Raw genomic sequence first — 21,408 nt, forward strand, 5'->3', positions numbered from 1 at the left:
GACCGGTTCGCCCGTGTGCCGCCGGGAACGTTAAGTTCTGACCATGACCGACACTGCTTCTGCCCGTCCCTCCCGTACCACCGGCGCCGTCGCCGCCGGTCTCGCCACCCTCACCGGGGACGGCACCGTCCTGGACACCTGGTTCCCCGCCCCCGAGCTCGCCGCGGAGCCCGGACCGGCCGGTACCGAGCGGCTGTCCGCCGAGCGCGCCGTGGAGCTGCTCGGCGAGGGCGCCGCCAGGGCCGTCGGGCCCGACGCGCGCCGCGGGGTCGAGGTCGTCGCCGTCCGTACGGTCATCACCTCGCTCGACGACAAGCCGCTGGACGCGCACGACGCGTATCTGCGGCTGCATCTGCTCAGCCACCGGCTGGTCCAGCCGCACGGCCAGAGCCTGGACGGCCTCTTCGGGCTGCTCGCCAATGTCGCCTGGACCTCGCTCGGCCCGGTCGCGGTCGACGCGCTGGAGACGGTACGGCTCAACGCGCGCGCCGAAGGCCTGCACCTCCAGGTGACCTCGGTCGACAAGTTCCCGAGGATGACCGACTACGTGGCGCCCAAGGGCGTGCGGATCGCCGACGCCGACCGGGTGCGCCTCGGCGCGCATCTCGCCGAGGGCACCACCGTGATGCACGAGGGCTTCGTCAACTTCAACGCGGGCACGCTCGGCACCTCCATGGTCGAGGGCCGGATCTCCGCGGGCGTGGTCGTCGGCGACGGCTCCGACATCGGCGGCGGCGCCTCCACCATGGGCACGCTCTCCGGCGGCGGCAAGGAGCGCATCGTGATCGGCGAGCGCTGTCTGATCGGCGCGGAGGCGGGGGTGGGGATCGCGCTGGGCGACGAGTGCGTGGTCGAGGCGGGGCTCTATGTCACGGCCGGTACGCGTGTCACGCTGCCCGACGGCCAGATCGTCAAGGCGCGTGAGCTGTCCGGCGCGAGCAATATCCTCTTCCGCCGCAACTCCGTCACCGGCGCCGTCGAGGCCCGTCCGAACAACGCGGTCTGGGGCGGCCTCAACGACGTGCTCCACAGCCACAACTGACGGCATCGGGGTCGCGCGCCGCGCGCGCAGCGCGCTCGGGGCGGGGGTCGCGCGTCACCCGGCGACGAGTTCCCCGGCGAGTTCCCCGTACAGCTCCAGCAGCCCGTCGGCCGTCTCCCGGCCGGCGGGCAGCAGCGGTTCGCGGACCGGCCCCGCGGGCAGACCGAGCGCGCCGAGCAGCGCCTTCGCGGTGACCGTGCCGGGCAGCCCCGACGCCATCATCGCGGTGACCAGCGGCAGGGTGAGCCGGTGGAGCCGCGCGGCCTCGGCGCACGCCCCCGCGTCGTACGCGTCGAGTACGGCCCGCAGAGGGCGGGGCGCGGCGTTGGCGACCGTACTGACGAACCCGGCGCCGCCCACCGCGTACAGCGGAAGGTTCAGCTCCTCGCAGCCCGCGTAGTACGCCAGTGAGGTGCGGGCGATGACGGTGGAACTGCCGAGCAGGTCGTACGCGCAGTCCTTCACCGCGACGACGCGCGGGTGCCCGGCGAGGCGGAGCATGGTCGCGGGCTCGATCCGGGTGCCCGTGCGGCCCGGGATGTCGTACAGCATCAGCGGGATGCCCGTCGCCTCCGCGACCCGCAGGAAGTGCGCCTCCACGGCCTCCTGCGGCGGGCGGCTGTAGTACGGCGCGACCACCAGGAGGCCGTGCGCGCCCGCCTGTTCGGCGGCCCGCGCCAGCGCGACGGTGTGCCGGGTGTCGGCGCTGCCGACGCCCGCGACGACCCGGGCCCGGTCGCCGACCTCCTCGCACACCGCCCGTACGAGCGCGGTCTTCTCGGCGTCCGTGGTGGTGGGGGACTCGCCGGTGGTGCCGTTCAGGACCAGTCCGTCACAGCCCTCGGCCACGAGCCGGCCGGCGAGCGCGCGGGCACCGGCCAGGTCCAGTTCCCCGGTGGCGGTGAAGGGCGTGACCATCGCGCAGAGGGCGCGGCCGAAGGGGCGTGGGGTGCTCATGGCGAGCAGTCTCCGTCCGCCGGACTGTGAAGGTCTACTTAGATCTGCTTGGAGTGAGGGTGAAGCAGCACTGAAATCCGGAGGGCTCACGGCCGTCTGGCATGATCGGCCGCGGTGCCGTCCGGTGCCGCGGGGGAGGGATCGTATGAGGCGCACAGGCCGTTCGGCCATGGCGGCGATGGGTGTGCTGGCGCTGGTCACGGGGGTGGCCGGCTGCTCGGACCTCCGTCATGAGATCGCCGCCGAGCGGAACGCGCCGGGGCCGCGCGCCGACCGGACCGGGACACCCGCGCCCGAGGTCTCCGGTCCGTCGAGCGGCTCAGACGGCCCAGGCGGCCCAGGCGGCTCCGGGGAGTCCGGGGAGTCCGGGGAGTCACCGGCGGACGGGCGGCACGGAGCCGGGCCCACGGACCCGGCCGGATCCGTGCCGTCCGCAGAACCGGCCGGCTGTCCCCCGTCGGGGGTGTCCGTCCGGCCCGGTCCGGTGGACGCGGCCATGGGACACCGGGCCGTCGTGATCACACTGGAGAACTGCGGCGAGCGGCCCCTGCGCGTCAACGGCTATCCGGAGGTCGGTGTCCTCGACGCGGACCGTGAGCCGCTCACGGTGAAGCTGACGCACGGTCACGCGTACACCGACGCGGGGCGGGACCAGGGGCCGCGGCCCTACACCCTGGAGCGGGGGGACACCGTCCAGTCGGTGCTGCACTGGAACAACCGGATCACCGACACCCGGCCGGCCGGCTCCGGCGCGTATGTGGTGATCGCGCCGGCCGAGGGGGCGCGGCGGAACACGGTGCCCCTGCTGCTCGACATCGGTACGTCCGGGGAGCTGGATGTCACGGCCTGGGCCCGCGGACCGGCGCCGAGGCCGTCCTGAGCGGTCCGGGTCTGCCCTCTGCAGTATTCCGCTGTCCATCGTTCGGCGTTCGTATATCGGCATCGAACAGTGATCGGCCGTCCGTTCGGGATGCGGCAGGATGCTCCCATGATGCGTATGCCGCGGCGACCGACGCCGTCGCCGTTACCGACCCCCGCCCTCGCGGCCGCGGCCTGCGGGAACGAGAGGGCGCACACCCGCGTACCGGCGCGCGACGGTTCAGTCCGGTACCGCGTCTTTGGCGGTACGCACGCGTACGCGCGGGCCGAGGACGGCCATGTCGTACGGCTCGGCGGTGAGCGACGGACGGTGGACCGCGGGACACCGCGGCGCGCCGCGGAGGCCGCGCGCCCCGCCACGGACGCCGAACTCGACGCGCCGCCGCCGGAACAGACTGCTCCGGCGTCGCCGGCCGAACGGGGAGATCTGCCTCCCGTGGGCGACGGCGCTCCCGACAACAGCGTGCCGGAGGGAGCTTCGGGGTAGCAGGGGCCGGACTGTCAGTGGGTGCTGGTCCACTAGGGGACATGGAGGGCATGGAGAGTATGGAGAACGAAAACGCCCACCGGGGCGAAGCAGACCGGGGTGACCGCGGCGCGGACGATCCGGGCGCGGCCGACCGGGGTGAACTCGACGCGCTGCGCGCGGCCTTCCCGCCGGAGCACTGTCTGCCGCCGCTCGGCTGGGACGGTGTGCGCGCCTTCGAGCGCGAGCAGGGAATCGTCCTGCCCGAGCCGTACCGCACGCTGGTCGCCGAGATCTGCGACGGATGCAGCGAGGGCCCGGCCGATGTCGACGGGCTGATACCCGTGGCGGCGGTGCCCGCCGACTGGGGATGCGCGCAGACACAGCGGGTGCTGTCGAGGCCCTTCCCGCTCACCGAGGCCTGGGTGTGGGAGGACGACCTCCGGCCGTACGAGGAGATCGAGCCGCTCATCGACGAGGTCTCCAACCACGGGAGCGTGGTGCTGGGCACCGACGGCTGCGGAATGTACTGGCACCTCGTGGTCACGGGCCCCCAGCGGGGCCGGATCTGGAACATCAGCGACGTGGGGGCGGCGCCGTTCGGGGCGGCGTTCGGCCATACGGCCGCGGGGGACGGGTTCGCCGGCTGGGTGGCCCACTGGGCCACCACCCGGCGGCCATGGTTCGACGTGGTGGTCTGACGGGGACCACGACCGGGCCGGACGACATGGGCGGTCCGCCGATGTCGTCCGCACTTCCTCTCCGAGCATGGTGGCGAGGGCGCACCGCGGGGGTGCGCCACCGAGGAGGGACCACCCTGTCCGTACGGTCCGGTGCCGTACCCGGGACCACCCGCCCGGCGCGGGCGTGGAGTGCGCCGGCCCGGCCGTATGTGGGGTACGGCCGGACCGCCGCGGTCCCGGGGGTGCGACGCCCCTCGTACGGGGTCTTCCGGCAGCTTCCGGAAGAGCCGCGCGAGGGGTGTTCTACGCGCGTAATCTCCTTGCTGGGCGGGGCGGTTGTCAAGGGTGCCCCGGCCCGTTCCACCTGTCGGGTACATGAACCGGGTGGGATGGGTCCAAATACGTCTACGCTGGGGGCCGCCGTCCATCCGTATGCCGCGAGGAGACCCACCAGATGACCGGAGACCGCCCCACCGTGCCCCCGGTGCGACTGCCCTCGGACGCGGAACTGGCGCGGGACGCGCTGGCCGCGCCCCTGCTCGCCCGAGCCGTGCGGCTGGCCCGCTGGGCGGGGCCCGGGACGCGTGTCGGAGCGGGCGGGGAACTGGCGGACGAGCAGCTTCCCGAGGCGGCGGCGGTGCTCGGTCTCGCGGACGGCCACTCCGAGGGCGACGGCGAGGCCTACGCGAGCGAGGCGTGGCGGGTCGCGGTCGACACGGGCCTGGTGACGGTCGAGGACGGCGACACGGAGGACGGCGCGGACGACGGCGCCACGGGCCGTGTCACCGCGGGCGACCAGCTCGCCCTTCTCACCTCCGGCTCCCCGCAGGACGTCCTGGGGCTCTGGCTGGACGCCCTGGACGTCGTGTTCGCGGACGCGACCGCGCCGGTCCTGGACGATCTGGCCGCCGCCATCGGCGAGGACGGCGGGATCGACTTCGAATCGCTCGACTGGGACCCGGAGTCCGAGGCGGAGTTCCTGGAGGGCGTGCTCGGCAATCTCTATCTGCTGACCGTCGCGGACGCGGGAGGGGGCGGGGCGTCGGGACCGGGACCCGTACCGCTGCCCGTCCTCGCCGCGTCGATGATCGTGCCCGACGACATGGGCGAGCCCACCGACGACGTCCTGGAGCAGGTCTCCGAGGCGATGATGCGGCTGGACGACCAGTTCCGGCTGCTGGAGCCGGTCGGGCTGGTCTCGTACGTACCCGTGGACGAGGCCCTGATGGAGGAGGAGGCCGGCGGCGCGGCCGATGCCTCGCTGCCCGTCGACGAGGAGGACGTCGCCCGCTACGGCATGGTCCGGCTGACGCCGCTCGGGCTCTACGGGATCAGGTCCCGGATGCTGGAGGCGGGGGTCGACGCGCCCGTGGTCGGCGACCTCATGGACAAGGACGCGCACGCGCTGCTGGACGGGGTCGCGCACTTCCCCGAACTGTCCGCCCGCGCCGAGACCGAACAGTGGCTGGCCCGCCGCGCGCCGGCCGACGCGGCGGCGGAACTGCTGGCCGCCGCGCGCGGTTCGGACCAGGGCGCGCCCCTGCGCCGACTCCACTGCCAGCAGGCGCTCTCGCTGGTCGGCACGGAGGCGGAGTCGGCGGTACGTGACGTACTGGACGACGCGGAACTGGGCGGTCTGGCCCGGGTCTGGCTCGCCGAACTGGGCGCGCGGGAGGTGCCGCCGCCGCCGGAGTCGATGATCTTCTGGCTGGCCATCGACACGATCGCGGCGCAGCTCGACGCGGAGGGCGAGCCGGACGAACTCCAGGAACTGGTCGAGGGGCTGGTCGGCCGGCACAGCGGCTTCTTCGACACGGCCTGGCGGATCGACCACCCGGCGACGGCGGAGGTCCTGGAGGCGATGGGGTGGCTGCACCGGGACAAGGGGGTCTCGAAGGAGGCCCGCAAGGCGGCGTTCAAGGCGAGGTCGCGGGGATAACGGGCCGCCGTCCGGCGGTGCGCCTCCCGGCGGTGCGTCGTGGTTTCGGGTGCGTGGTGGCGGGGGCCGGTGGTGGTGTGCGGGTTGTGGGTGGTGCCGGGTGCCGGGGCCTCCGGAGGTACATGTCCGGACGGCATGATGTACGGCGCCCCTGGGCGGCCGCCGGATGTGTGGCGTCCGGACGCCCATATCCCACGCACCGCCAAGGGCGCCGTACATCATGCCGTCCCGGATGTGCCCCCGGAACGACCCCCCGGCCACAACCCGCACCCGAAAACCGGCCCCCGCCACAACGCACCCAGAACCACGGTGCTCACCGCAGGTGTGACGCGCCGTTGAGGTCCAGGACCGCCCCCGACGACCACTCCGCCCCCGGCGACGCCAGCCACAGCACCGCGTCCGCGATCTCCTCCGCCGTCGCCACCCGGCCGAACGGGCTCTGCGCGCGGATCGCCTCGCCCTCCGGCCCGCTCAGGCGGTGCGCGACCCGTTCCGTGTCGAAGAAGCCCGGGGCCACGGACGCGACGCCGATGCCGTACGGGGCCAGGGAGACGGCCAGGGACTGGCCCAGCGCGTGGACCGCCGCCTTGGTCGCGCCGTAGGCGGGATGGTCCGGCTCGCCGCGGAAGGCTCCGCGTGAGCCGATGTTGACGATCCGGCCGCCCGTGCCCCGGTCGATCATGGAGCGGGCGGCACGGTGGCTGAGCAGGGCCGTGCCCAGCAGATTGACGGACATATGGTGCTGCCAGGCCGTCGCCCACTCCTCGTACGACGTCGAGGTCAGCGGATGGCGTTCGTTCACCGCCGCGTTGTTGACCAGCACATCGATCCCGCCCAGCGCCTCCGCGGCCTCGTCCGCGATCCGCGCGGCCCCGGCCGGTTCCGACAGGTCGCCGCCCACCAGGGTGTGGCCCGTACCGGCCAGGGACTCCAGGGTCAGCCGGGCGTCGGCGGACCGGCTGCCGTAGTGGACGGCGACCCGGTCGCCATTGGCGGCGAAGGCCCTGGCGACGGCGCGGCCGAGACCCCGGGACGCGCCGCTGACGAGGACACGGCGGCCGGTGGCGGGCAGATTCATGGAAGCGGGCCTTTCGATGTCGGCCGGTGTTCAACCGGCGTTCTTCCGTGGGCGGGAGCGTCGGGAGCGTACCCCTCGCCATGTGCCCTTCAGGAGACCGCGATGTCGTTGACCCGCAGGGAATTCACCGGAAGATCCGCACGTACCGGGGCGGGCTTCGTCCTGACCGGCGCGGCGGGCGCGCTCGCCACCGCGCCCGGCGCACTGGCCGCCGAGGACGCTCCCGAGGTCGCCAGTGGCCCGGCCCTGGAGCCGGGGTACGGTCCGCTGCGCCCCGACCCGCGGGGGATGCTCGCGCTGCCCGCCGGATTCTCGTACCGGGTGATCACGCACAGTGGTGTCACCACACTGGAGAGCGGCGAGGACACGCCCTCCCACCACGACGGCACCGCCGCCTTCGAGGGGCCGCGCGGGGTCACGCTGCTCGTCAACAACCATGAACTGGACGGTCCCAGGGGCGAGGTGGAGTACCCGGTGCCGCTCACCGAGGGGCTGGTCTACGACCCCGCCGCGCCCGGTGGCTGCACGGTCGTGGAGACGCACCGCGACGGGCGTACCGCCGAGTGGGTCGGGATCTCCGGTACGGCCAACAACTGCGCGGGCGGAAGCACTCCCTGGGGCACCTGGCTCACCTGCGAGGAGAACTCCGACCGCGCGGGCCAGAACGGGATGACCAAGGACCACGGCTATGTCTTCGAGGTCGACCCGTACGACCGCAGGGCCAACCGGAACCCCCGGCCCGTCAAGGCCTTCGGCCGCTACGACCACGAAGCGGTCGTCATCGACCCCCGCACCGGCTACGCCTATCTGACCGAGGACGCCTCGGACCCCAACGGCCTCTTCTACCGCTGGGTCCCGCCGCACGGCTTCAAGCACGGGCGCGGACAGCTCCGCCGTCTCGCCGACGACGCGGGGGTCCTCCAGGCACCGCGCTGCTTCGACGCCGGAGGCCGGTTCGTCGACGATCTCTCGCGCGCCGCCAAGCTCGGCACCGTGTACGGCGTGGACTGGGTGGACGTACCCGACCGGGACGCCAGGACCGTCGATGTACGGCAGCAGTTCGACGGTGAGGACATCACCCGTGCCAGAAAGCTGGAGGGCATGTGGTGGGCGGACGGCGGCGCGTACATCGTCTCCTCGTACGCCCGTGACGAGAGCCCCGGCAGGCCGCACGACGGCCAGGTGTGGTTCTACCACCCCAGGCGCCGCACACTGACGCTCAAGGTGCTGCTGGGGGTCAACGCCGACCCCGGCCAGGACGGCGCGTTCGACGGCCCGGACAACATCACCGTCTCGCCGTACGGCGGGCTCGTCATCGCGGAGGACGGCGAGGGGATCCAGCATCTCTTCGGCGCGACGGAGCGCGGACGCACCTATCCGATCGCCCGCAACGACCTCAATGACAGTGAGTTCACGGGTGTCGTGTTCTCGCCCGACGGCCGCACCCTGTTCGCCAATGTCCAGGAGCCGGGCATCATGCTCGCCATCACCGGCCCGTGGCGGCGCTCCCCCCGGCACTGACCACCGCCGGACCGTACTCCCACGTTTTTCGGCGGTGGGCGGCCTCGTGTTCGGAGGGGAGGCCGGGGCGGCGGTTCCAGAGGGGCGGAAGAGGCTCCTGAGCGGCCGGGGAAGGGCTCAGGACGGGGGCGCGCAGGGTATCCGGAGGGCTTCGGGAGCGGGCCTGGAAGGGGTGATCCGGCGGCCCGTCGGCCGACGGGCATGGCGCGGCGGGGCTCATTGGGCGCATACTTCCAAGTAATGACAAAGTCAGCCGGATCCCGGCGCCACCTGCCGTCCAGTCCCTTCAACCGCCAGGCCCCGGCCTCACCCCCGCCCGAGCAGTTCGATGTGGGAGACCGTGTCTCACATGACCAGTTCGGGCTGGGCAGAGTCATCGGAGTCGAGGGCGAACACGCCGTGCTCATCGATTTCTCGGGGCGACAGGGGAGGATCCTGAGCCCCTTCGCCAAGCTCACCAAGCTCTGAGGCGGAGCCCCGAACGCCGAGCCCCCGGGCCGCCGCGGGTCCTGACGGGACCCCGTGGCGGCCCGTAGGCCCGACGTGCGGATGTCCGACGCCCCTGGTTCAGATCAGGACCAAGGCCCTCAGAGGATCTTCGCGGCGGGCTTCACCATGCCGCGGACCGTACGCGACTTCACGAACTCCCCGAGGCCGGTCATCTCCCACTCGCCGGAGAACTGCTTGATCAGCTTCGCCATCATCACGCCCGTCTGAGGCTCGGCGGTCGTGAGATCGAAGCGGACCAGCTCCTCACCGGTGGCCGCGTCGAGCAGCCGGCAGTACGCCTTGGCGACCTCGGTGAACTTCTGGCCCGTGAACGAGTTGACCGTGAAGACCAGTCCCGTCGCGTCGGCGGGCAGCCGGCCCAGATCGACGACGATCACCTCGTCGTCGCCCGCGCCCTCCCCGGTGAGATTGTCACCGGAGTGCTTGATGGCACCGTTGAGGATGGACAGCTTGCCGAAGTAGCAGCTGTCGAGATGGTTGCGGTTCGGACCGTAGGCGATCACGGACGCGTCGAGGTCGATGTCCTTGCCCCGGTACGCGGGCTCCCAGCCGAGGCCCATCTTGACCTGGCTGAGCAGCGGCTTGCCTCCCTTGACCAGCGACACCGTCTCGTTCTTCCGGAGGCTCACCCGGCCCTTGTCCAGGTTGATCTTGCCGCTCCCGGGTGCGGCGGCGGGCGGTGCGGCGACGGGCGGCGCGGCCGGGGCGGGCGGCGCGGCCTGTGCGGGAGCGGCGACCGGGACCGCGACAGGAGCCGGGGCGGGCTCCTCGACCGAGACACCGAAGTCGGTCGCGATCCCGGCCAGTCCATTGGTGTATCCCTGACCCACGGCGCGGGCCTTCCACGCGCCGTTGCGCAGATAGATCTCCACGATCACCAGGGCGGTCTCGCCGCCCAGCCGCGGCGGGGTGAAGGTGGCCAGCGCGCCGCCCGTGGCGGCGTCGCGGATCGTGGCCGTGGGCTCGATGCCCTGGAAGGTCTGCCCGGCGGCGTCGGGGCTCGCCGTGACGACGATCTTCTCGATGCCCGGCGGGACGGCGGTGGTGTCGACGACGATCGCGTCGGGCGCCGAGCCTCCGCCCGAGCGGTAGGTCACGCCCGGACCCGTCGGCTGGTTGTAGAAGATGAAGTCGTCGTCCGAGCGCACCTTGCCGTCGGCGGTGAGCAGCAGGCTCGATACGTCGAGCCGCACGGGAGCGGCGACGTCCACCGCCACATGGGTGGTGGGAAGAGGGATGTTCGAGCCGGGGGTCATAGCTGTCATGACTGACGTAACGAACGACCCCGCTTTACCGTTCCCTTACCTTCCGCCATTCGCGTCAGCGGCCCCGCGCACGGCTGCGACGGGCCGTGCACGGGCCACCGGCGGGCGGTCCGTGAGGCGGTCCGTGAGGCGGTCCGTGAGGCGCCCCCGGCGGGCGGGCCGGTGAGGTCCCCGGCGGTGGTCCGCGGGGCTCCCCGGGGAGCGGTCAGTGGGGCCACCGCGGCGGGTCGGTGGTGAACTGGCCGCCCAGACACGCGTGGTCCGGATTGGCCGGGTCGAGCGGTCCCTGGGCCGCGACGAGCTTCTCCGCGTACTGCTCCGAGTCGTCCTGGGGCTCGTATCCCAGCGCGCGTGCGGTGGACAGGTCCCACCAGAGCCGGGTGTTGGCGGAGGAGCCGTAGACGACGGTGTGGCCGACGTGCTCGGCGGTCAGCGCGGCATGGAGGAGCCGGGCGCAGTCGCCGGGGCTCAGCCAGACGGAGAGCATACGGACCGTGCTGGGCTCCAGGAAGCAGGAGCCGATCCGCACGGAGACGGTCTCCATGCCGTGCAGATCCCAGTAGAGCTGGGCGAGATCCTCGCCGAAGAGCTTGGAGAGCCCGTAGTACGTGTCGGGGCGGCGCGGGGTGTCGATGGGGATCAGCGGGTCGTCGCCCTGGGGGCGCGGGGTGAAGCCCACCGCGTGGTTGCTGGAGGCGAAGACGGTGCGGCGGATCCCCTCCGCGCGCGCCGCCTCGTAGAGGTTGTACGTCCCCTCGACATTGGCGCGCAGGATCTTGTCGAACGTGGACTCCAGCGAGATGCCCGCGAGATGGATGATCGCGTCGACGCCCCGGACCGCCTCCCGCAGCGCTTCCGTGTCCGCGAGATCGGCGGTGATGGCATCGGGTTCGCCCTGGATGGGATTGACGTCGAAGAGCCGCAGTTCGTAGCCGTAGGCGGGCAGCAGGCCGCGCATCAGGGTGCCGAGGCCGCCGGCGGCACCGGTGAGCAGAACGGTACGGGGTGCGGTCATGGGGCACTCTCCTCGCCGGGCGTGGATCGGTGACCACCGGGCTCAGAGACCAGCGGGCTCAGATCCGTAGACATCATTCACATGCGTGGACACGCTAGGGAGTGCGGAGCGGCACCGTCAAGTGTCGCGCGGAGCTGGTGAATCCGCCCCTGAGTTGCGGTTTCTCGTCTTGACCCGCGCCGCACGGCTGCCCTAGCGTGGCGTTGTTCAGGGATATGGACATCGATCAGAATTGTGCACGAGCCTCATCGCTCGCTGCATGGCCAAGGGAGCGCTCGTGACCTCAGCCCCGCTCGCCGCACGCCTCACCCGCGTGGCCGGGCCGCTGTTCTTCCCCGTCACCGCGTACGGGCCCGACGGTGCCCTCGATCTCGACGCCTTCCGCGCACACGTCGGAGCGGGCGTCGACGCGGGAGCCGCCGCGGTCTTCGCGTGCTGCGGCACCGGTGAGTTCCACGCGCTCACCCCCGAGGAGTTCCGCGCCTGTCTCGCCGCGGCGGTCGAGGTGACCGCGGGCCGGGTGCCGGTCGTGGCGGCGACCGGCTACGGCACGGCGCTCGCGGTCCAGTACGCGCGGATCGCCGAGGAGGAGGGCGCGGACGGGCTGCTCGCGATGCCGCCCTATCTGGTCGTCGCCGACCAGGAGGGACTGGTCCGCCACTACACCGCGCTGGCCGCCGCCACCTCCCTGGAAACCATCGTCTACCAGCGCGACAACGCCGTCTTCACCCCCGCGACCATCGTCCGGCTCGCCCAGGTGGACGGCATCATCGGGCTGAAGGACGGGTACGGCGACCTCGATCTGATGCAGCGCATCGTCAGCGCCGTACGGACCGAGGAGCCCGGCCGGCCGTTCCTCTTCTTCAACGGTCTGCCCACCGCCGAGCTCACCGGTCTCTCCTACCGCGGTATCGGGATCACCCTCTACTCCTCCGCGGTCTTCGCCTTCGCCCCCGACATCGCGCTCGCCTTCCACCGCGCGCTGACCACCGGGGACGACCCGACCGTGGACCGGCTGCTCGACGGTTTCTACGCGCCGCTGGTCGAGCTGCGCAATCTCGGGCGCGGTTACGCCGTCTCGCTCGTCAAGGCGGGCGTACGGCTCGGCGGTCTGGACGTCGGTGAGGTACGCCCGCCGCTGAGCGAGCCGCTCCCCGGCCACATCAAGTCGCTCGCGGTCCTGGTGGACCGGGGCAGGGCGCTCCTCGCGGACATCGAGGCGGAGCGCGCCGCCGCCGACGGCGCGGGCAGGGGCGGGCCGGCGACGGGCACGGCCGGCACAGCGGAGGGCACGGGCGGCGCCGCGACGGGCCCGGATGGCGCCGCGGCGGGCACGGGCGGCTCGGGGGCGGGCCGGTGAAAACCTCCGTCTTCCTCTATCCCTGGGACGTGGTGGGCGATCCGGACGCCCCCGCCAGGATCGCGGACCTCGGGGTCCAGCAGGTCACCCTCGCCTCCGCCTACCACTCCACCCGCGCCCTGACCCCCCGCCATCCGCGCCATCGCGTCGTCACCGCCGAGCACGCCGCCGTCCTCTACCCGCCGGACCCCGGGCGCTGGGCGGGCCACGAGCTGCGCCCGTACCCGGCGGGTGACTGGGCCCCCGGCGACGCCCACGGAGAGGCCGCCGCGGCGCTGGCGGACGCCGGACTCGACGTCCACACCTGGGTGATCCTCGCGCACAGCTCCCGGCTGGGCGCCGAGCATCCCGCCACCTCCGTGGTCAACGCCTACGGCGACCGCTACCCCTGGGCGCCCTGCATCGCGCGGCCCGCCGTGGCCGCGTATCTCACCGAGCTGGCGGCCGAGGCCGCCGTACGCCCCGGCGCGCGCGGCACCGAGCTGGAGTCCTGCGGGTGGTACGGCCTCGCGCATCTGCACGCCCACGACAAGATCGCGGGCGTGGGTCTCGGTGACGCGGCCCAGTATCTGATGTCGCTCTGCTTCTGCCCGGTCTGCCGTGCGGGGTACGCGGACCTCGGGGCCGACCCGGACGAACTGAACTCCGCCGTACGGTGCGCGCTGGAGCCCGCCTGGGCCGCCGGCTCCACCGAGGCCGGCCTGCCCGGTATCGAGAAGCTGCTCGGGGCGGATCTCGCGGCCGTCACTCTCGACTGGCGCACCGGGACCGCCCGTACGTTCCAGGAGTCGGCGGTCGCGGCGGTACGGGCGGCGGCCGGCCCCGGGTTCCAGGTGCTGCTGCACGCCGATCCCGCCCCGTACCGCACCGGGGCCAACGCGGGGGTGGATCCGGCGCACATCCTCGGGGTCGCGGACGGGGTCGTCCTGCCGTGCGCCGGCGGCGCGGCCGGGACCGTACTGCCCCCCTTCGCGGACGGCCGCACCGCCTCCGCCGTGCCCTCGGTGATCGCCGCCAACTTCAATGTCGTCGGCGGGATGGGCGGCAGCCCGGCGACGCTCGCCGAGGACGCGGCGCGGGCCAGGGAGCTGGGGGCGACCGAACTGCGGCTCTACCACGCGGGACTGGCCTCCGACGCGGATCTGGCGGCGGTCGCGGCCGGACTGTCCCGGCTGGGCTGAGCCCGGCCGCGCCCCCGCGCCGGACGCGGGGGCGATCCCGTCGGAGAGGTCAGCGCCGAGGTCAGGGGGCCAGCGGTGAGGCCAGCGGCGAGGTCAGGGGTGAGGCCAGGGGAGCCAGCGGCGAGGTCAGGGGTGAGGCCGTCGGCCGGGCCGACGGACGCCCCGCCGGAAGGTCATTAACACGGCGAAAACCTGAAGTGTCCCGGACAGGGGCACAATCCCTCTACCCCCCGCACCCGTCGTCGGCAGAGGAGCCCCATGTCAGGCCAGACCGTGGACCGCGCCCCGCAGTCCCCAGAACCACCGGAGCGACCGGAGCGACCGGAGCGCACCGCACCGCGACGCGACGCCGTGGACCGCTACTTCAGGATCAGCGAGCGCGGTTCGACCTACGGACGCGAGATACGCGGTGGCTTCGCCACCTTCTTCACGATGGCCTACATCCTCGTGCTCAACCCGATCATCCTCGGGGGCGCCGAGGACAAGTTCGGCGCCCAGCTCTCCGGGCCCCAACTCGTCACCGTCACCGCCCTGGTGGCCGCCGTGATGACCGCGATCATGGGCCTCGGCGGCAATCTGCCGCTCGCGGTCGCCGCGGGACTCGGACTCAACGCCGTCGTCGCCTTCCAGCTCGCGCCGCTGATGAGCTGGCCCGACGCGATGGGGCTGATCGTCCTCGAAGGACTGGTGATCTGCGCGCTGGTCGTGACCGGGCTGCGCGAGGCGGTCATGCACGCCATCCCGCAGGCGCTCAAGCAGGCCATCAGCGTGGGCATCGGCCTCTTCATCGCCTTCATCGGCTTCATCGACGCGGGCTTCGTCACCCGTATCCCCGGGGAGACCGGCTCCGTACCGGTACAGCTCGGCGCCTCGGGACAGCTCTCCGGCTGGCCCGTCCTGGTCTTCTGCCTCGGTGTGCTGCTGACCGTCGCCCTGGTGGCACGGAAGGTGAAGGGCGCGATCCTCATCGGCATCGTCCTGACGACCGTCGTGGCCGTCGTCATCAACGAGATCGCGGACATCGCGCCCACCGCCTGGGGACTGACCGCGCCGTCCGTCCCCGACGACATCGTCGCCGCGCCCGACTTCGGACTCGTCGGCGCCTTCAGCCTGTTCGGCGCCTTCGAGCAGATCGGGGTCATCACCCTCGTCCTGCTGGTCTTCACGCTCCTGCTGAGCGACTTCTTCGACACCATGGGCACGGTCGTCGGTGTCTCCACCGAGGCCGGGCTCCTCGACGAGCACGGCAAGGTGCCCCGTCTCGGCCGGGTCCTGCTGATCGACGGGGCCGCGGCGGTGGCGGGCGGCGCGGCCTCCGCCTCCTCCAACACCTCGTACATCGAGTCGGCGGCCGGTGTCGGCGAGGGTGCCCGTACCGGCTTCGCCTCCCTGGTCACCGGCGCGCTCTTCGGGCTCTCCCTCTTCCTCGCCCCGCTCGCCCTGGTGGTCCCCGCGCAGGCGGCGGCCCCGGCACTGGTCGTGGTGGGCTTCCTGCTGATGACCCAGGTCCGGCACATCGACTGGGAGAAGTACGAGATCGCCGTCCCGGCCTTCCTGACGATCGCCGTCATGCCGTTCACGTACTCCATCACCAACGGCATCGGCGCCGGCTTCCTCGCCTATGTCCTGATCAAGACCGTGCTGGGCAAGGCGCGTGAGGTGCACTGGCTGCTGTGGGCGACGGCGGCGCTGTTCCTCGTCTACTTCGCGATCGACCCCGTCGAGCAGTTGCTCAATGTGACGTAGTGCCAGGTCGCCGGGGTGCGGGGGGCCGCGGGGGTGCGTTCGATGTAACACCCGTGAAGCGTGTGCTCAACGGGGCAGTCATCGACGGCTGATGGAGTCACGCCCGCACCCCCCGCACGGCATGTACATCCCCGGAGGTTCTTTTGAGCCAGCCTCAGCCACCCACCCAGGAGCAGTTGGACGCGTACATACGGACCAGACTCGCCCTGGCCGGGGTGGATCTCGATCTGCTGCCCGTGCAGCCGGACCCCGAGACCGGTGTCCCCACCCGCGATCAGGCCCTCCGCTCGCTGCGCTCCTTCGTCACCGGGGGCCCGGCCGCCATCGCGGGCTGGACGCCGCCGGTGACCGGCACCCCGGCCGCCGCCTACGCCCAGCAGGCCTCGCCCCCGCTGCTCTACCCCTCGATCACCGAGGCCTGGACCGGAAAGGCGGACGGACGATGAGCCGTGCCGTCAACCGCCGCGCCTTCCTGGCCAGTTCGGCCGCGGTGACGGGCGCCGTCATCGGCGGATCCGCCCTCGCGACCCCCGCCGCCGCGCACCCGTCCACATCGACCGCGGCGCACCCGGCCGCGTCCACTTCCACCTTCACCGGCTCGTCCGGTTCGGGGGGCCGTAAGCCGTACCTCCCCGACATCGAGGTGCGTGACGCGGCGCGCCGCGATCCCACCGAGGCCACCCTCGCCGAGGCGGCCGTCCTGATGAGCCGCCGCAAGCTGACGTCCACCAGACTCGTCGAGGCCTATCTCGACCGCATCGAGACCTACGACTCCACCTATCAGGCGTACGCCGAGGTGACCGCCGACAGCGCGCTCGCCGCCGCGCGCAAGGCCGACCGCGCCGGCGGGCGGGGCGGGGTACTGAGCGGCATCCCGCTCTGCGTCAAGGACAACTACTACACGCGCGGGGTGCCGACGCGCTGCAACTCGTACATCTTCGAGGACTTCGTCCCCGACCACGACGCCACCGCGGTCGCCCGCCTCACCTCCGCGGGCGGCATCGTGCTGGGCAAGGGACAGATGGGACCGCTCGCCACCACGAGGGCGACCACCCCCAACGGGACCGTCACCACCGTCAACGCCTGGACCCCGGAGAACCCGGCCACCGATCCGGGCGGCTCCTCCACCGGCCCCGCCTGCGCCGTCGCCGGGCGTCTGGCCTCGTCCTCCATCGGCACCCAGACGGGCGGATCCATCGTCCAGCCCTCCAACCGGCAGAATCTCACCGGGCTGAAGCCCACCATGGGCCGGGTCTCCGCCTACGGCGTGATCCCGCTGTCGTACACCCGCGACCACCCGGGGCCGCTGGCGCGCGACGCGATGGACGCGGCGCTGATGCTCGCCGTGATGGCGGGCCCCGACCCGCACGACCCGCGCACCCTCGGCCTGCCCGGCCTCCCCGATCTCGTACGGGCCGCGACCCCGGTGGTCTCCCGGGGGAAGGTGAAGCTGCGCCGGGCCACCAGGATCGGTGTGCCCGCGGACTTCCTCGGCTCCGCGACCGAGCTGCGTACGGCGTTCCTCGGCACACTGGACGCCATCCCCGGGGTGACGCTCGTCGAGGTCACCTACCCGGCCGACTGGTCGCTGCTGACCGGGGCGTTCAACGACGCGCGGCTGTCCGAGCGGACCGAGCCGTTCCGGCACTGGCTGCGCGAGGACCCGGCCAAGTTCGGCGTCTCCCTGCTGAGCTGGCTCCAGGGGCTGATGCTCTCCGGCGACGAGTGGATCACGGCGCAGCGCGCCAAGAACCATCTGCTGCGCGAGGTGCTCGACGGGGTCATGGCCCGCTGCGATGTGCTGCTCCAGACCGGACCCGTGCCGTTCGACATCCTCGGACTGCCGGAGATCGCCTTCCCCGTGGGCTTCACGGCGGGGATCCCGGCCGGGGTCATCCTCGGCGGCCAGCCGTACGAGGAGGACCGGCTGCTGGAGGTCGCCGCCGCGTACCAGGCGGTGACGGACTGGCACACCCGGCGCCCGGCCGACCCGGCGTCCACGGCCGCGGGCCGGAGCGCCAAGCGGTCGGCGGGGGCCGACAGGCCGCGCATCACGGCGGAGGAGGCGGCAGCGCAGAGCGCGTAGGGCGCGTAGGGCGCGCAGGGCGCGCAGAGCGCCGCAGCAGGAAAGGACACAGGGGCGCCGAGGGGTGCCCCGGCCGGTCCCCGGGACCACCGGGCCGGGGCGCTTCCCCCTGCCCGGTGGTCCCGGGGCACCGGCCGCCGGCCGGGGGCACCTCGGCTCACCTCAGCGCCGCCGCCATCATCTTCTGTGCGACGGGGGCGGCCAGACCGTTCCCGCTGACCTCCGAGCGCGCCGCGCCCGAGTCCTCCACCACCACCGCGACCGCCACCTCCTTGCCCGTGGCCGGGTCCTTCGCGTACGAGGTGAACCAGGCGTACGGCGTGCGGCTGTTGTCCACGCCGTGCTGCGCCGTCCCTGTCTTCCCGCCCACCTCCGCGCCCGCGACCGCGGCGTTCGTCCCCGTACCGTCCTCGACGACCGTCACCATCGCGCTGCGCAACTGCGCGGCCGTCGCCGAGGAGACGACCCGGATGGTGTCCCCGTCCGGGTAGGAGCGCAGGGCGTCACCGTTCGCGTCCACCACCTTCGAGACCATGTGCGGCGCGGCCAGCGTCCCGTCGTTCGCCAGGGCCGCCGAGACCATCGCCATCTGGAGCGGGGTCGCGGTCACATCGAACTGGCCGATGCCCGTCAGCGCCGTCTGCGCCCGGTCCATGCCGGACGGATAGACGCTCTCCGAGGCCCGCACCGGCACATCCTGGGTGGCGTCGCCGAAACCGAACCTCTCCGCCATGGCCCGCACCTTCTCCTGGCCGAGGTCGTCGGCCATCTTCGCGAAGACGGTGTTGCAGGAGTACTGGAGGGCGGTACGGATGGTGGCGTCCGCGCACGGCGCCGAGCTGTTCTCGTTGCGCAGCACCGTGGCCGTCGTGGGCAGTGTGTACGGATCCGGGCTGTCGGTCCGCTCGTCCACCGAGCCGTACAGCCCGTCTTCCAGCGCCGCCGCCGCGACGACCAGCTTGAAGGTGGAACCGGGCGGCAGCGGCTGCCGCAGCGCGCGGTTGACCATCGGTCTGTCCGGGTCCTCGGTCAGCGATGTCCAGGCGGCACCGTCCGTCGTCCCGCTGATCCTCGTCGGGTCGTACGAGGGGGTGCTGACCACCGCGAGCACCCGGCCGGTCACCGGGTCCAGGGCGACCGCCGCGCCCTTCTTGCCGCCCAGCGCGCGGTACCCGGCCTCCTGTACGGAGGGATCGATCGTCGTCAGGACGTCGCCCGGCTCGGTCTGCCTGCCCAGGACCGCGTCGAGCGGGTTCCTCAGCAGGCTGTCCGTCCCGTCGAGTACGTCGGAGTAGATGCCTTCGAGCTGGGTGGAGCCGTACGCCTGCGAGCTGTAGCCGGTGACGGGCGCGTAGAGCGCGCCGTCGGTGTAGGTGCGCTCGTACGCCAGGTCGCCGCTCTGCGTCCTTCTGGAGCCGGTGACGGGCGAGCCGGCCACGACGATGTCGCCCAGCGGCCGCGCGTACTGGGCGATGATGTTGCGGCGGTTGTGCTGGTCGTCGGCGAGAGCCCTGGCCTCGTATGCCTGCACCCAGGTCGCCCGGACCAGCAGGGCGAGCACCATCAGCAGACAGACGACCGCCGCGTGTCTGATCGTCTTGTTCATCGTGTACGCGTTGTTCATGGCGTACGGGGGACGAGCGGGGCCGGGAGCGGCGTTCCCGGCGGACCGGCTTCTCAGGAACTCTTCAGGAACTCGTCAGGGACGGCCTCGTCAGGGACGGCCTCGCGCCCTCGTCCCGTCCGGACCTTCGTGATCCCGGCCTTCGTGATCCCGCGACTCATCTCTCCAGAGTGAGGAGCACCTCGTCGGTCTCCTCGCCGCGCCCCGGCGCGTAGGCGCGGCTCCGCCCGGTGACGGTGAATCCGCACTTCTCCAGGACCCGGATCGAGCCCGCGTTGTCGGCCGCGGCACGGGCGGACAGCGGGCGTGCCGGTTCGGCCGCCAGCAGTGCGCGCAGCGCGGCGGTCGCGATGCCGTGCCCCCACCGGTCGCGGTCGATCCAGTACGTCACCTCGCGCACCTCGCGCTCGTCAGGTGGCCCGTACACCGCCGCGTGCCCCACCACGGCCCCGTCGGCGAGCACCGTGCGCGCCATGACCTCGGCCGACGTCAGGATCCGTGCCCAGTGGGCGTCGAAACGCGTCCGGTCGGCGGGGTCCTCCGCGGTGAAGGCGGCCAGCCGCTGTGCCTCGGCGTCCTGTGCCATCGCGTGGAAGAGCGGCAGATCGCTCTCCCGCACCTCGCGCAGCCGCACCTCGCGCAGCCGCACCTCACGGGGCCGCACCTCACGGGGCCGCACCTCACGGGGCCGGTCCCCGGGCGGTCGTCCCTGATACGGCCGGGCGGTCACCGTGGGCGCCGGGCGGTCATCAGAGTCTCCGGGTGGCGAGCGTGAGCCGGTCACGCGCGTCGAACAGCGTGTCCTTGATCATCTGTTCATGCCCCGGGGTGAGCCGCGCCACCGGCACCGAGCAGCTGATGGCGTCGCGCGCCGGGGTACGGTACGGGATCGCGATCCCGAAGCAGCGCAGCCCGAGGGTGTTCTCCTCGCGGTCCACGGCGAACCCCTGCTCACGGACGGTGTGCAGCTCCTCGATGAGCTTCTCGCGGTCGGTGATGGTGTGCTCGGTCAGCGCCGGCATGGTCTCCGGCAGCATCGCGCGCACCTGCTCGTCGCTGTGGGTCGCGAGCAGCGCCTTGCCGAGCGAGGTCGAATGGGCCGGCAGCCGGCGCCCGACCCGGGTGAAGGGCCGCAGATAGTGCTGCGACTGACGGGTGGCGAGATAGACGACATTGGTGCCGTCGAGACGCGCCAGATGAATGGTCTCGGTGGTGTCGTCGGAGAGCCGGTCCAGCGTGGGGCGGGCCGCCGCGACGACCTCGTCACCGTCGATGTACGAGGTGCCGACCAGCAGGGCGCGTACGCCGATGCCGTACCGCGTGCCCGTCGCGTCCGTCTCCACCCAGCCCAGCTCGACCAGGGTGCGCAACAGCATGTAGAGGCTGGACTTGGGATAGCCGACCGCCTCCTGGACGGCGGCGAGGGAGTGCATGCCGGGGCGCCCCGCGAAGTATTCGAGCAGTTCCACCGTCCGCACGGCGGACTTGACCTGTGCTCCACCGGATTCCGCAGCCGACATCGTCCTCGCCCCTTTTCGCCTTCCGGACCACTCTTGACCACACAGAACGCGCGGAAATAGAGTCCCTACAGATTCACTATCAGGAATCCTGTTCAGAATACCGAACAAGTTCCGGCGGGTGGCATCGGTGGAACAGACGGGAAGGAGCCGCTGTGGCAGCAGCACCAGTCTGGAGTGTCGACCCCCGAACGGGGAAGTCACGTGAGCAGGTCGCCCACGAGGCCACGCCCGAGGAGGTCGACCGCGCGGTGCGGGGCGCGTACGCCGCGAGGGACGCGCTCGCCGACCGTACCGTCCGCGCCGCCCTGCTCCGTACGGCGGCCGAGCTGCTGGACGCGTCCCGCGAGCATGTCATCGAGGCCGCGGACGCCGAGACCGCGCTCGGACCGGTCCGGCTCACCGGTGAACTCGCCCGTACCACCGCGCAGTTGAGGGCTTTCGCCGAGGTCGTGGGGGGGGGGGGCGGCCGCGCCCGCCGCCGCGCCCCCCCCCCCCCCCCCCCCCCCCCCCCCCCCCCCCCCCCCCCCCCCCCCCAC

General features: G+C 72.6%; 19 protein-coding genes and 1 pseudogene. 13 read left to right on the forward strand and 7 right to left on the reverse strand.

The genetic code is table 11. The features are described 5' to 3' along the window. Positions 1 to 43 precede the first annotated feature (43 nt). Entirely contained in the window at positions 44 to 1,042 is a 999-nt protein-coding gene (gene dapD, locus ACFYYH_RS17730) for a 2,3,4,5-tetrahydropyridine-2,6-dicarboxylate N-succinyltransferase (protein WP_388551566.1), read from the forward strand. Between the two features lie 54 nt (positions 1,043 to 1,096). On the opposite strand, the gene dapA is transcribed toward dapD, so the two are convergent. Beyond that, positions 1,097 to 1,999, reverse strand: a complete 903-nt coding sequence (dapA, locus tag ACFYYH_RS17735; protein ID WP_388551568.1) for a 4-hydroxy-tetrahydrodipicolinate synthase — start codon at positions 1,997 to 1,999, stop codon at positions 1,097 to 1,099. Between the two features lie 145 nt (positions 2,000 to 2,144). Here dapA and ACFYYH_RS17740 point away from each other — a divergent pair, with 145 nt between their 5' ends. From ACFYYH_RS17740 to ACFYYH_RS17755, 4 genes are all read left to right on the forward strand, one after another. Continuing rightward, positions 2,145 to 2,879 carry a DUF4232 domain-containing protein gene (locus tag ACFYYH_RS17740; RefSeq protein ID WP_388551570.1) on the forward strand — a complete coding sequence of 245 codons (735 nt, stop codon included), beginning with the start codon at positions 2,145 to 2,147 and terminating at the stop codon, positions 2,877 to 2,879. A gap of 117 nt (positions 2,880 to 2,996) precedes the next feature. Beyond that, positions 2,997 to 3,365, forward strand: coding sequence for a hypothetical protein (locus ACFYYH_RS17745; protein ID WP_388551571.1), 369 nt, complete (start codon positions 2,997 to 2,999; stop codon positions 3,363 to 3,365). Positions 3,366 to 3,424: 59 nt separating this feature from the next. Then, positions 3,425 to 4,045, forward strand: coding sequence for an SMI1/KNR4 family protein (locus ACFYYH_RS17750; protein ID WP_388551572.1), 621 nt, complete (start codon positions 3,425 to 3,427; stop codon positions 4,043 to 4,045). A gap of 436 nt (positions 4,046 to 4,481) precedes the next feature. After that, positions 4,482 to 5,966, forward strand: coding sequence for a hypothetical protein (locus ACFYYH_RS17755; protein WP_388551574.1), 1,485 nt, complete (start codon positions 4,482 to 4,484; stop codon positions 5,964 to 5,966). Between the two features lie 313 nt (positions 5,967 to 6,279). On the opposite strand, the gene ACFYYH_RS17760 is transcribed toward ACFYYH_RS17755, so the two are convergent. Beyond that, the gene (locus tag ACFYYH_RS17760; RefSeq protein ID WP_388551576.1) at positions 6,280 to 7,044 is read right to left on the reverse strand and encodes an SDR family NAD(P)-dependent oxidoreductase; all 765 of its coding nucleotides are present in this window, start codon (positions 7,042 to 7,044) and stop codon (positions 6,280 to 6,282) included. Between the two features lie 102 nt (positions 7,045 to 7,146). Here ACFYYH_RS17760 and ACFYYH_RS17765 point away from each other — a divergent pair, with 102 nt between their 5' ends. Together ACFYYH_RS17765 and ACFYYH_RS17770 are read left to right on the forward strand one after the other, a co-directional pair. Next, positions 7,147 to 8,565 carry an alkaline phosphatase PhoX gene (locus tag ACFYYH_RS17765; RefSeq protein ID WP_388551578.1) on the forward strand — a complete coding sequence of 473 codons (1,419 nt, stop codon included), beginning with the start codon at positions 7,147 to 7,149 and terminating at the stop codon, positions 8,563 to 8,565. Between the two features lie 240 nt (positions 8,566 to 8,805). Next, entirely contained in the window at positions 8,806 to 9,033 is a 228-nt protein-coding gene (locus ACFYYH_RS17770) for a hypothetical protein (protein ID WP_078490871.1), read from the forward strand. Positions 9,034 to 9,152: 119 nt separating this feature from the next. Here ACFYYH_RS17770 and ACFYYH_RS17775 read toward each other — a convergent pair whose 3' ends face one another. Then, positions 9,153 to 10,340 (reverse strand): TerD family protein, encoded by a 1,188-nt coding sequence (locus ACFYYH_RS17775; RefSeq protein WP_388551580.1) that lies wholly within the window; start codon positions 10,338 to 10,340, stop codon positions 9,153 to 9,155. Between the two features lie 205 nt (positions 10,341 to 10,545). After that, positions 10,546 to 11,355, reverse strand: coding sequence for an NAD-dependent epimerase/dehydratase family protein (locus tag ACFYYH_RS17780; RefSeq protein ID WP_388551581.1), 810 nt, complete (start codon positions 11,353 to 11,355; stop codon positions 10,546 to 10,548). Between the two features lie 277 nt (positions 11,356 to 11,632). Here ACFYYH_RS17780 and ACFYYH_RS17785 point away from each other — a divergent pair, with 277 nt between their 5' ends. The 5 genes from ACFYYH_RS17785 (at position 11,633) to ACFYYH_RS17805 (ending at position 17,728) form a co-directional block, all read left to right on the forward strand. After that, a complete protein-coding gene (locus ACFYYH_RS17785; RefSeq protein ID WP_388551583.1) occupies positions 11,633 to 12,715 on the forward strand; it encodes a 5-dehydro-4-deoxyglucarate dehydratase in 1,083 nt (360 codons plus the stop codon). Beyond that, a complete protein-coding gene (locus ACFYYH_RS17790) occupies positions 12,712 to 13,896 on the forward strand; it encodes a hypothetical protein (protein ID WP_388551584.1) in 1,185 nt (394 codons plus the stop codon). The genes ACFYYH_RS17785 and ACFYYH_RS17790 overlap by 4 nt, the downstream gene beginning before the upstream one ends. 258 nt (positions 13,897 to 14,154) lie before the next feature. Further along, the gene (locus ACFYYH_RS17795; RefSeq protein WP_388551586.1) at positions 14,155 to 15,642 is read left to right on the forward strand and encodes an NCS2 family permease; all 1,488 of its coding nucleotides are present in this window, start codon (positions 14,155 to 14,157) and stop codon (positions 15,640 to 15,642) included. Positions 15,643 to 15,785: 143 nt separating this feature from the next. After that, positions 15,786 to 16,088: a hypothetical protein gene (locus tag ACFYYH_RS17800; RefSeq protein ID WP_388551587.1), complete on the forward strand. Its 303-nt coding sequence runs from the start codon at positions 15,786 to 15,788 to the stop codon at positions 16,086 to 16,088. Then, positions 16,085 to 17,728 carry an amidase gene (locus tag ACFYYH_RS17805; protein ID WP_388551589.1) on the forward strand — a complete coding sequence of 548 codons (1,644 nt, stop codon included), beginning with the start codon at positions 16,085 to 16,087 and terminating at the stop codon, positions 17,726 to 17,728. Before ACFYYH_RS17800 ends, ACFYYH_RS17805 begins: the two co-directional genes overlap by 4 nt. A 157-nt stretch (positions 17,729 to 17,885) precedes the next feature. Here the strand turns inward: ACFYYH_RS17805 and ACFYYH_RS17810 are convergent, their stop codons facing one another. From ACFYYH_RS17810 to ACFYYH_RS17820, 3 genes are all read right to left on the reverse strand, one after another. Further along, positions 17,886 to 19,334 carry a penicillin-binding transpeptidase domain-containing protein gene (locus ACFYYH_RS17810; RefSeq protein WP_388551709.1) on the reverse strand — a complete coding sequence of 483 codons (1,449 nt, stop codon included), beginning with the start codon at positions 19,332 to 19,334 and terminating at the stop codon, positions 17,886 to 17,888. A gap of 175 nt (positions 19,335 to 19,509) precedes the next feature. Next, positions 19,510 to 20,016, reverse strand: coding sequence for a GNAT family N-acetyltransferase (locus ACFYYH_RS17815; RefSeq protein WP_388551591.1), 507 nt, complete (start codon positions 20,014 to 20,016; stop codon positions 19,510 to 19,512). An 85-nt stretch (positions 20,017 to 20,101) separates the two neighbouring features. Beyond that, a complete protein-coding gene (locus ACFYYH_RS17820) occupies positions 20,102 to 20,872 on the reverse strand; it encodes an IclR family transcriptional regulator (protein ID WP_388551593.1) in 771 nt (256 codons plus the stop codon). Positions 20,873 to 21,024: 152 nt separating this feature from the next. Here ACFYYH_RS17820 and ACFYYH_RS17825 point away from each other — a divergent pair. Then, positions 21,025 to 21,343 (forward strand): annotated as a pseudogene (locus ACFYYH_RS17825) (aldehyde dehydrogenase family protein); the annotation flags it as partial. Positions 21,344 to 21,408: the final 65 nt, after the last annotated feature.

Origin of the sequence: Streptomyces sp. NPDC002018, from assembly GCF_042890865.1 — a bacterium.
Lineage (GTDB): Bacteria > Actinomycetota > Actinomycetes > Streptomycetales > Streptomycetaceae > Streptomyces.

Excerpts from the sequence above, each read along its gene's own strand:
- dapD (WP_388551566.1), top strand. The coding sequence starts at position 44 with ATGACCGACACTGCTTCTGCCCGTCCCTCCCGTACCACCGGCGCCGTC.
- dapA (WP_388551568.1), bottom strand. The coding sequence starts at position 1,999 with ATGAGCACCCCACGCCCCTTCGGCCGCGCCCTCTGCGCGATGGTCACG.
- ACFYYH_RS17740 (WP_388551570.1), top strand. The coding sequence starts at position 2,145 with ATGAGGCGCACAGGCCGTTCGGCCATGGCGGCGATGGGTGTGCTGGCG.
- ACFYYH_RS17745 (WP_388551571.1), top strand. The coding sequence starts at position 2,997 with ATGCCGCGGCGACCGACGCCGTCGCCGTTACCGACCCCCGCCCTCGCG.
- ACFYYH_RS17750 (WP_388551572.1), top strand. The coding sequence starts at position 3,425 with ATGGAGAACGAAAACGCCCACCGGGGCGAAGCAGACCGGGGTGACCGC.
- ACFYYH_RS17755 (WP_388551574.1), top strand. The coding sequence starts at position 4,482 with ATGACCGGAGACCGCCCCACCGTGCCCCCGGTGCGACTGCCCTCGGAC.
- ACFYYH_RS17760 (WP_388551576.1), bottom strand. The coding sequence starts at position 7,044 with ATGAATCTGCCCGCCACCGGCCGCCGTGTCCTCGTCAGCGGCGCGTCC.
- ACFYYH_RS17765 (WP_388551578.1), top strand. The coding sequence starts at position 7,147 with ATGTCGTTGACCCGCAGGGAATTCACCGGAAGATCCGCACGTACCGGG.
- ACFYYH_RS17770 (WP_078490871.1), top strand. The coding sequence starts at position 8,806 with ATGACAAAGTCAGCCGGATCCCGGCGCCACCTGCCGTCCAGTCCCTTC.
- ACFYYH_RS17775 (WP_388551580.1), bottom strand. The coding sequence starts at position 10,340 with ATGACAGCTATGACCCCCGGCTCGAACATCCCTCTTCCCACCACCCAT.
- ACFYYH_RS17780 (WP_388551581.1), bottom strand. The coding sequence starts at position 11,355 with ATGACCGCACCCCGTACCGTTCTGCTCACCGGTGCCGCCGGCGGCCTC.
- ACFYYH_RS17795 (WP_388551586.1), top strand. The coding sequence starts at position 14,155 with ATGTCAGGCCAGACCGTGGACCGCGCCCCGCAGTCCCCAGAACCACCG.
- ACFYYH_RS17805 (WP_388551589.1), top strand. The coding sequence starts at position 16,085 with ATGAGCCGTGCCGTCAACCGCCGCGCCTTCCTGGCCAGTTCGGCCGCG.
- ACFYYH_RS17810 (WP_388551709.1), bottom strand. The coding sequence starts at position 19,334 with ATGAACAAGACGATCAGACACGCGGCGGTCGTCTGTCTGCTGATGGTG.
- ACFYYH_RS17820 (WP_388551593.1), bottom strand. The coding sequence starts at position 20,872 with ATGTCGGCTGCGGAATCCGGTGGAGCACAGGTCAAGTCCGCCGTGCGG.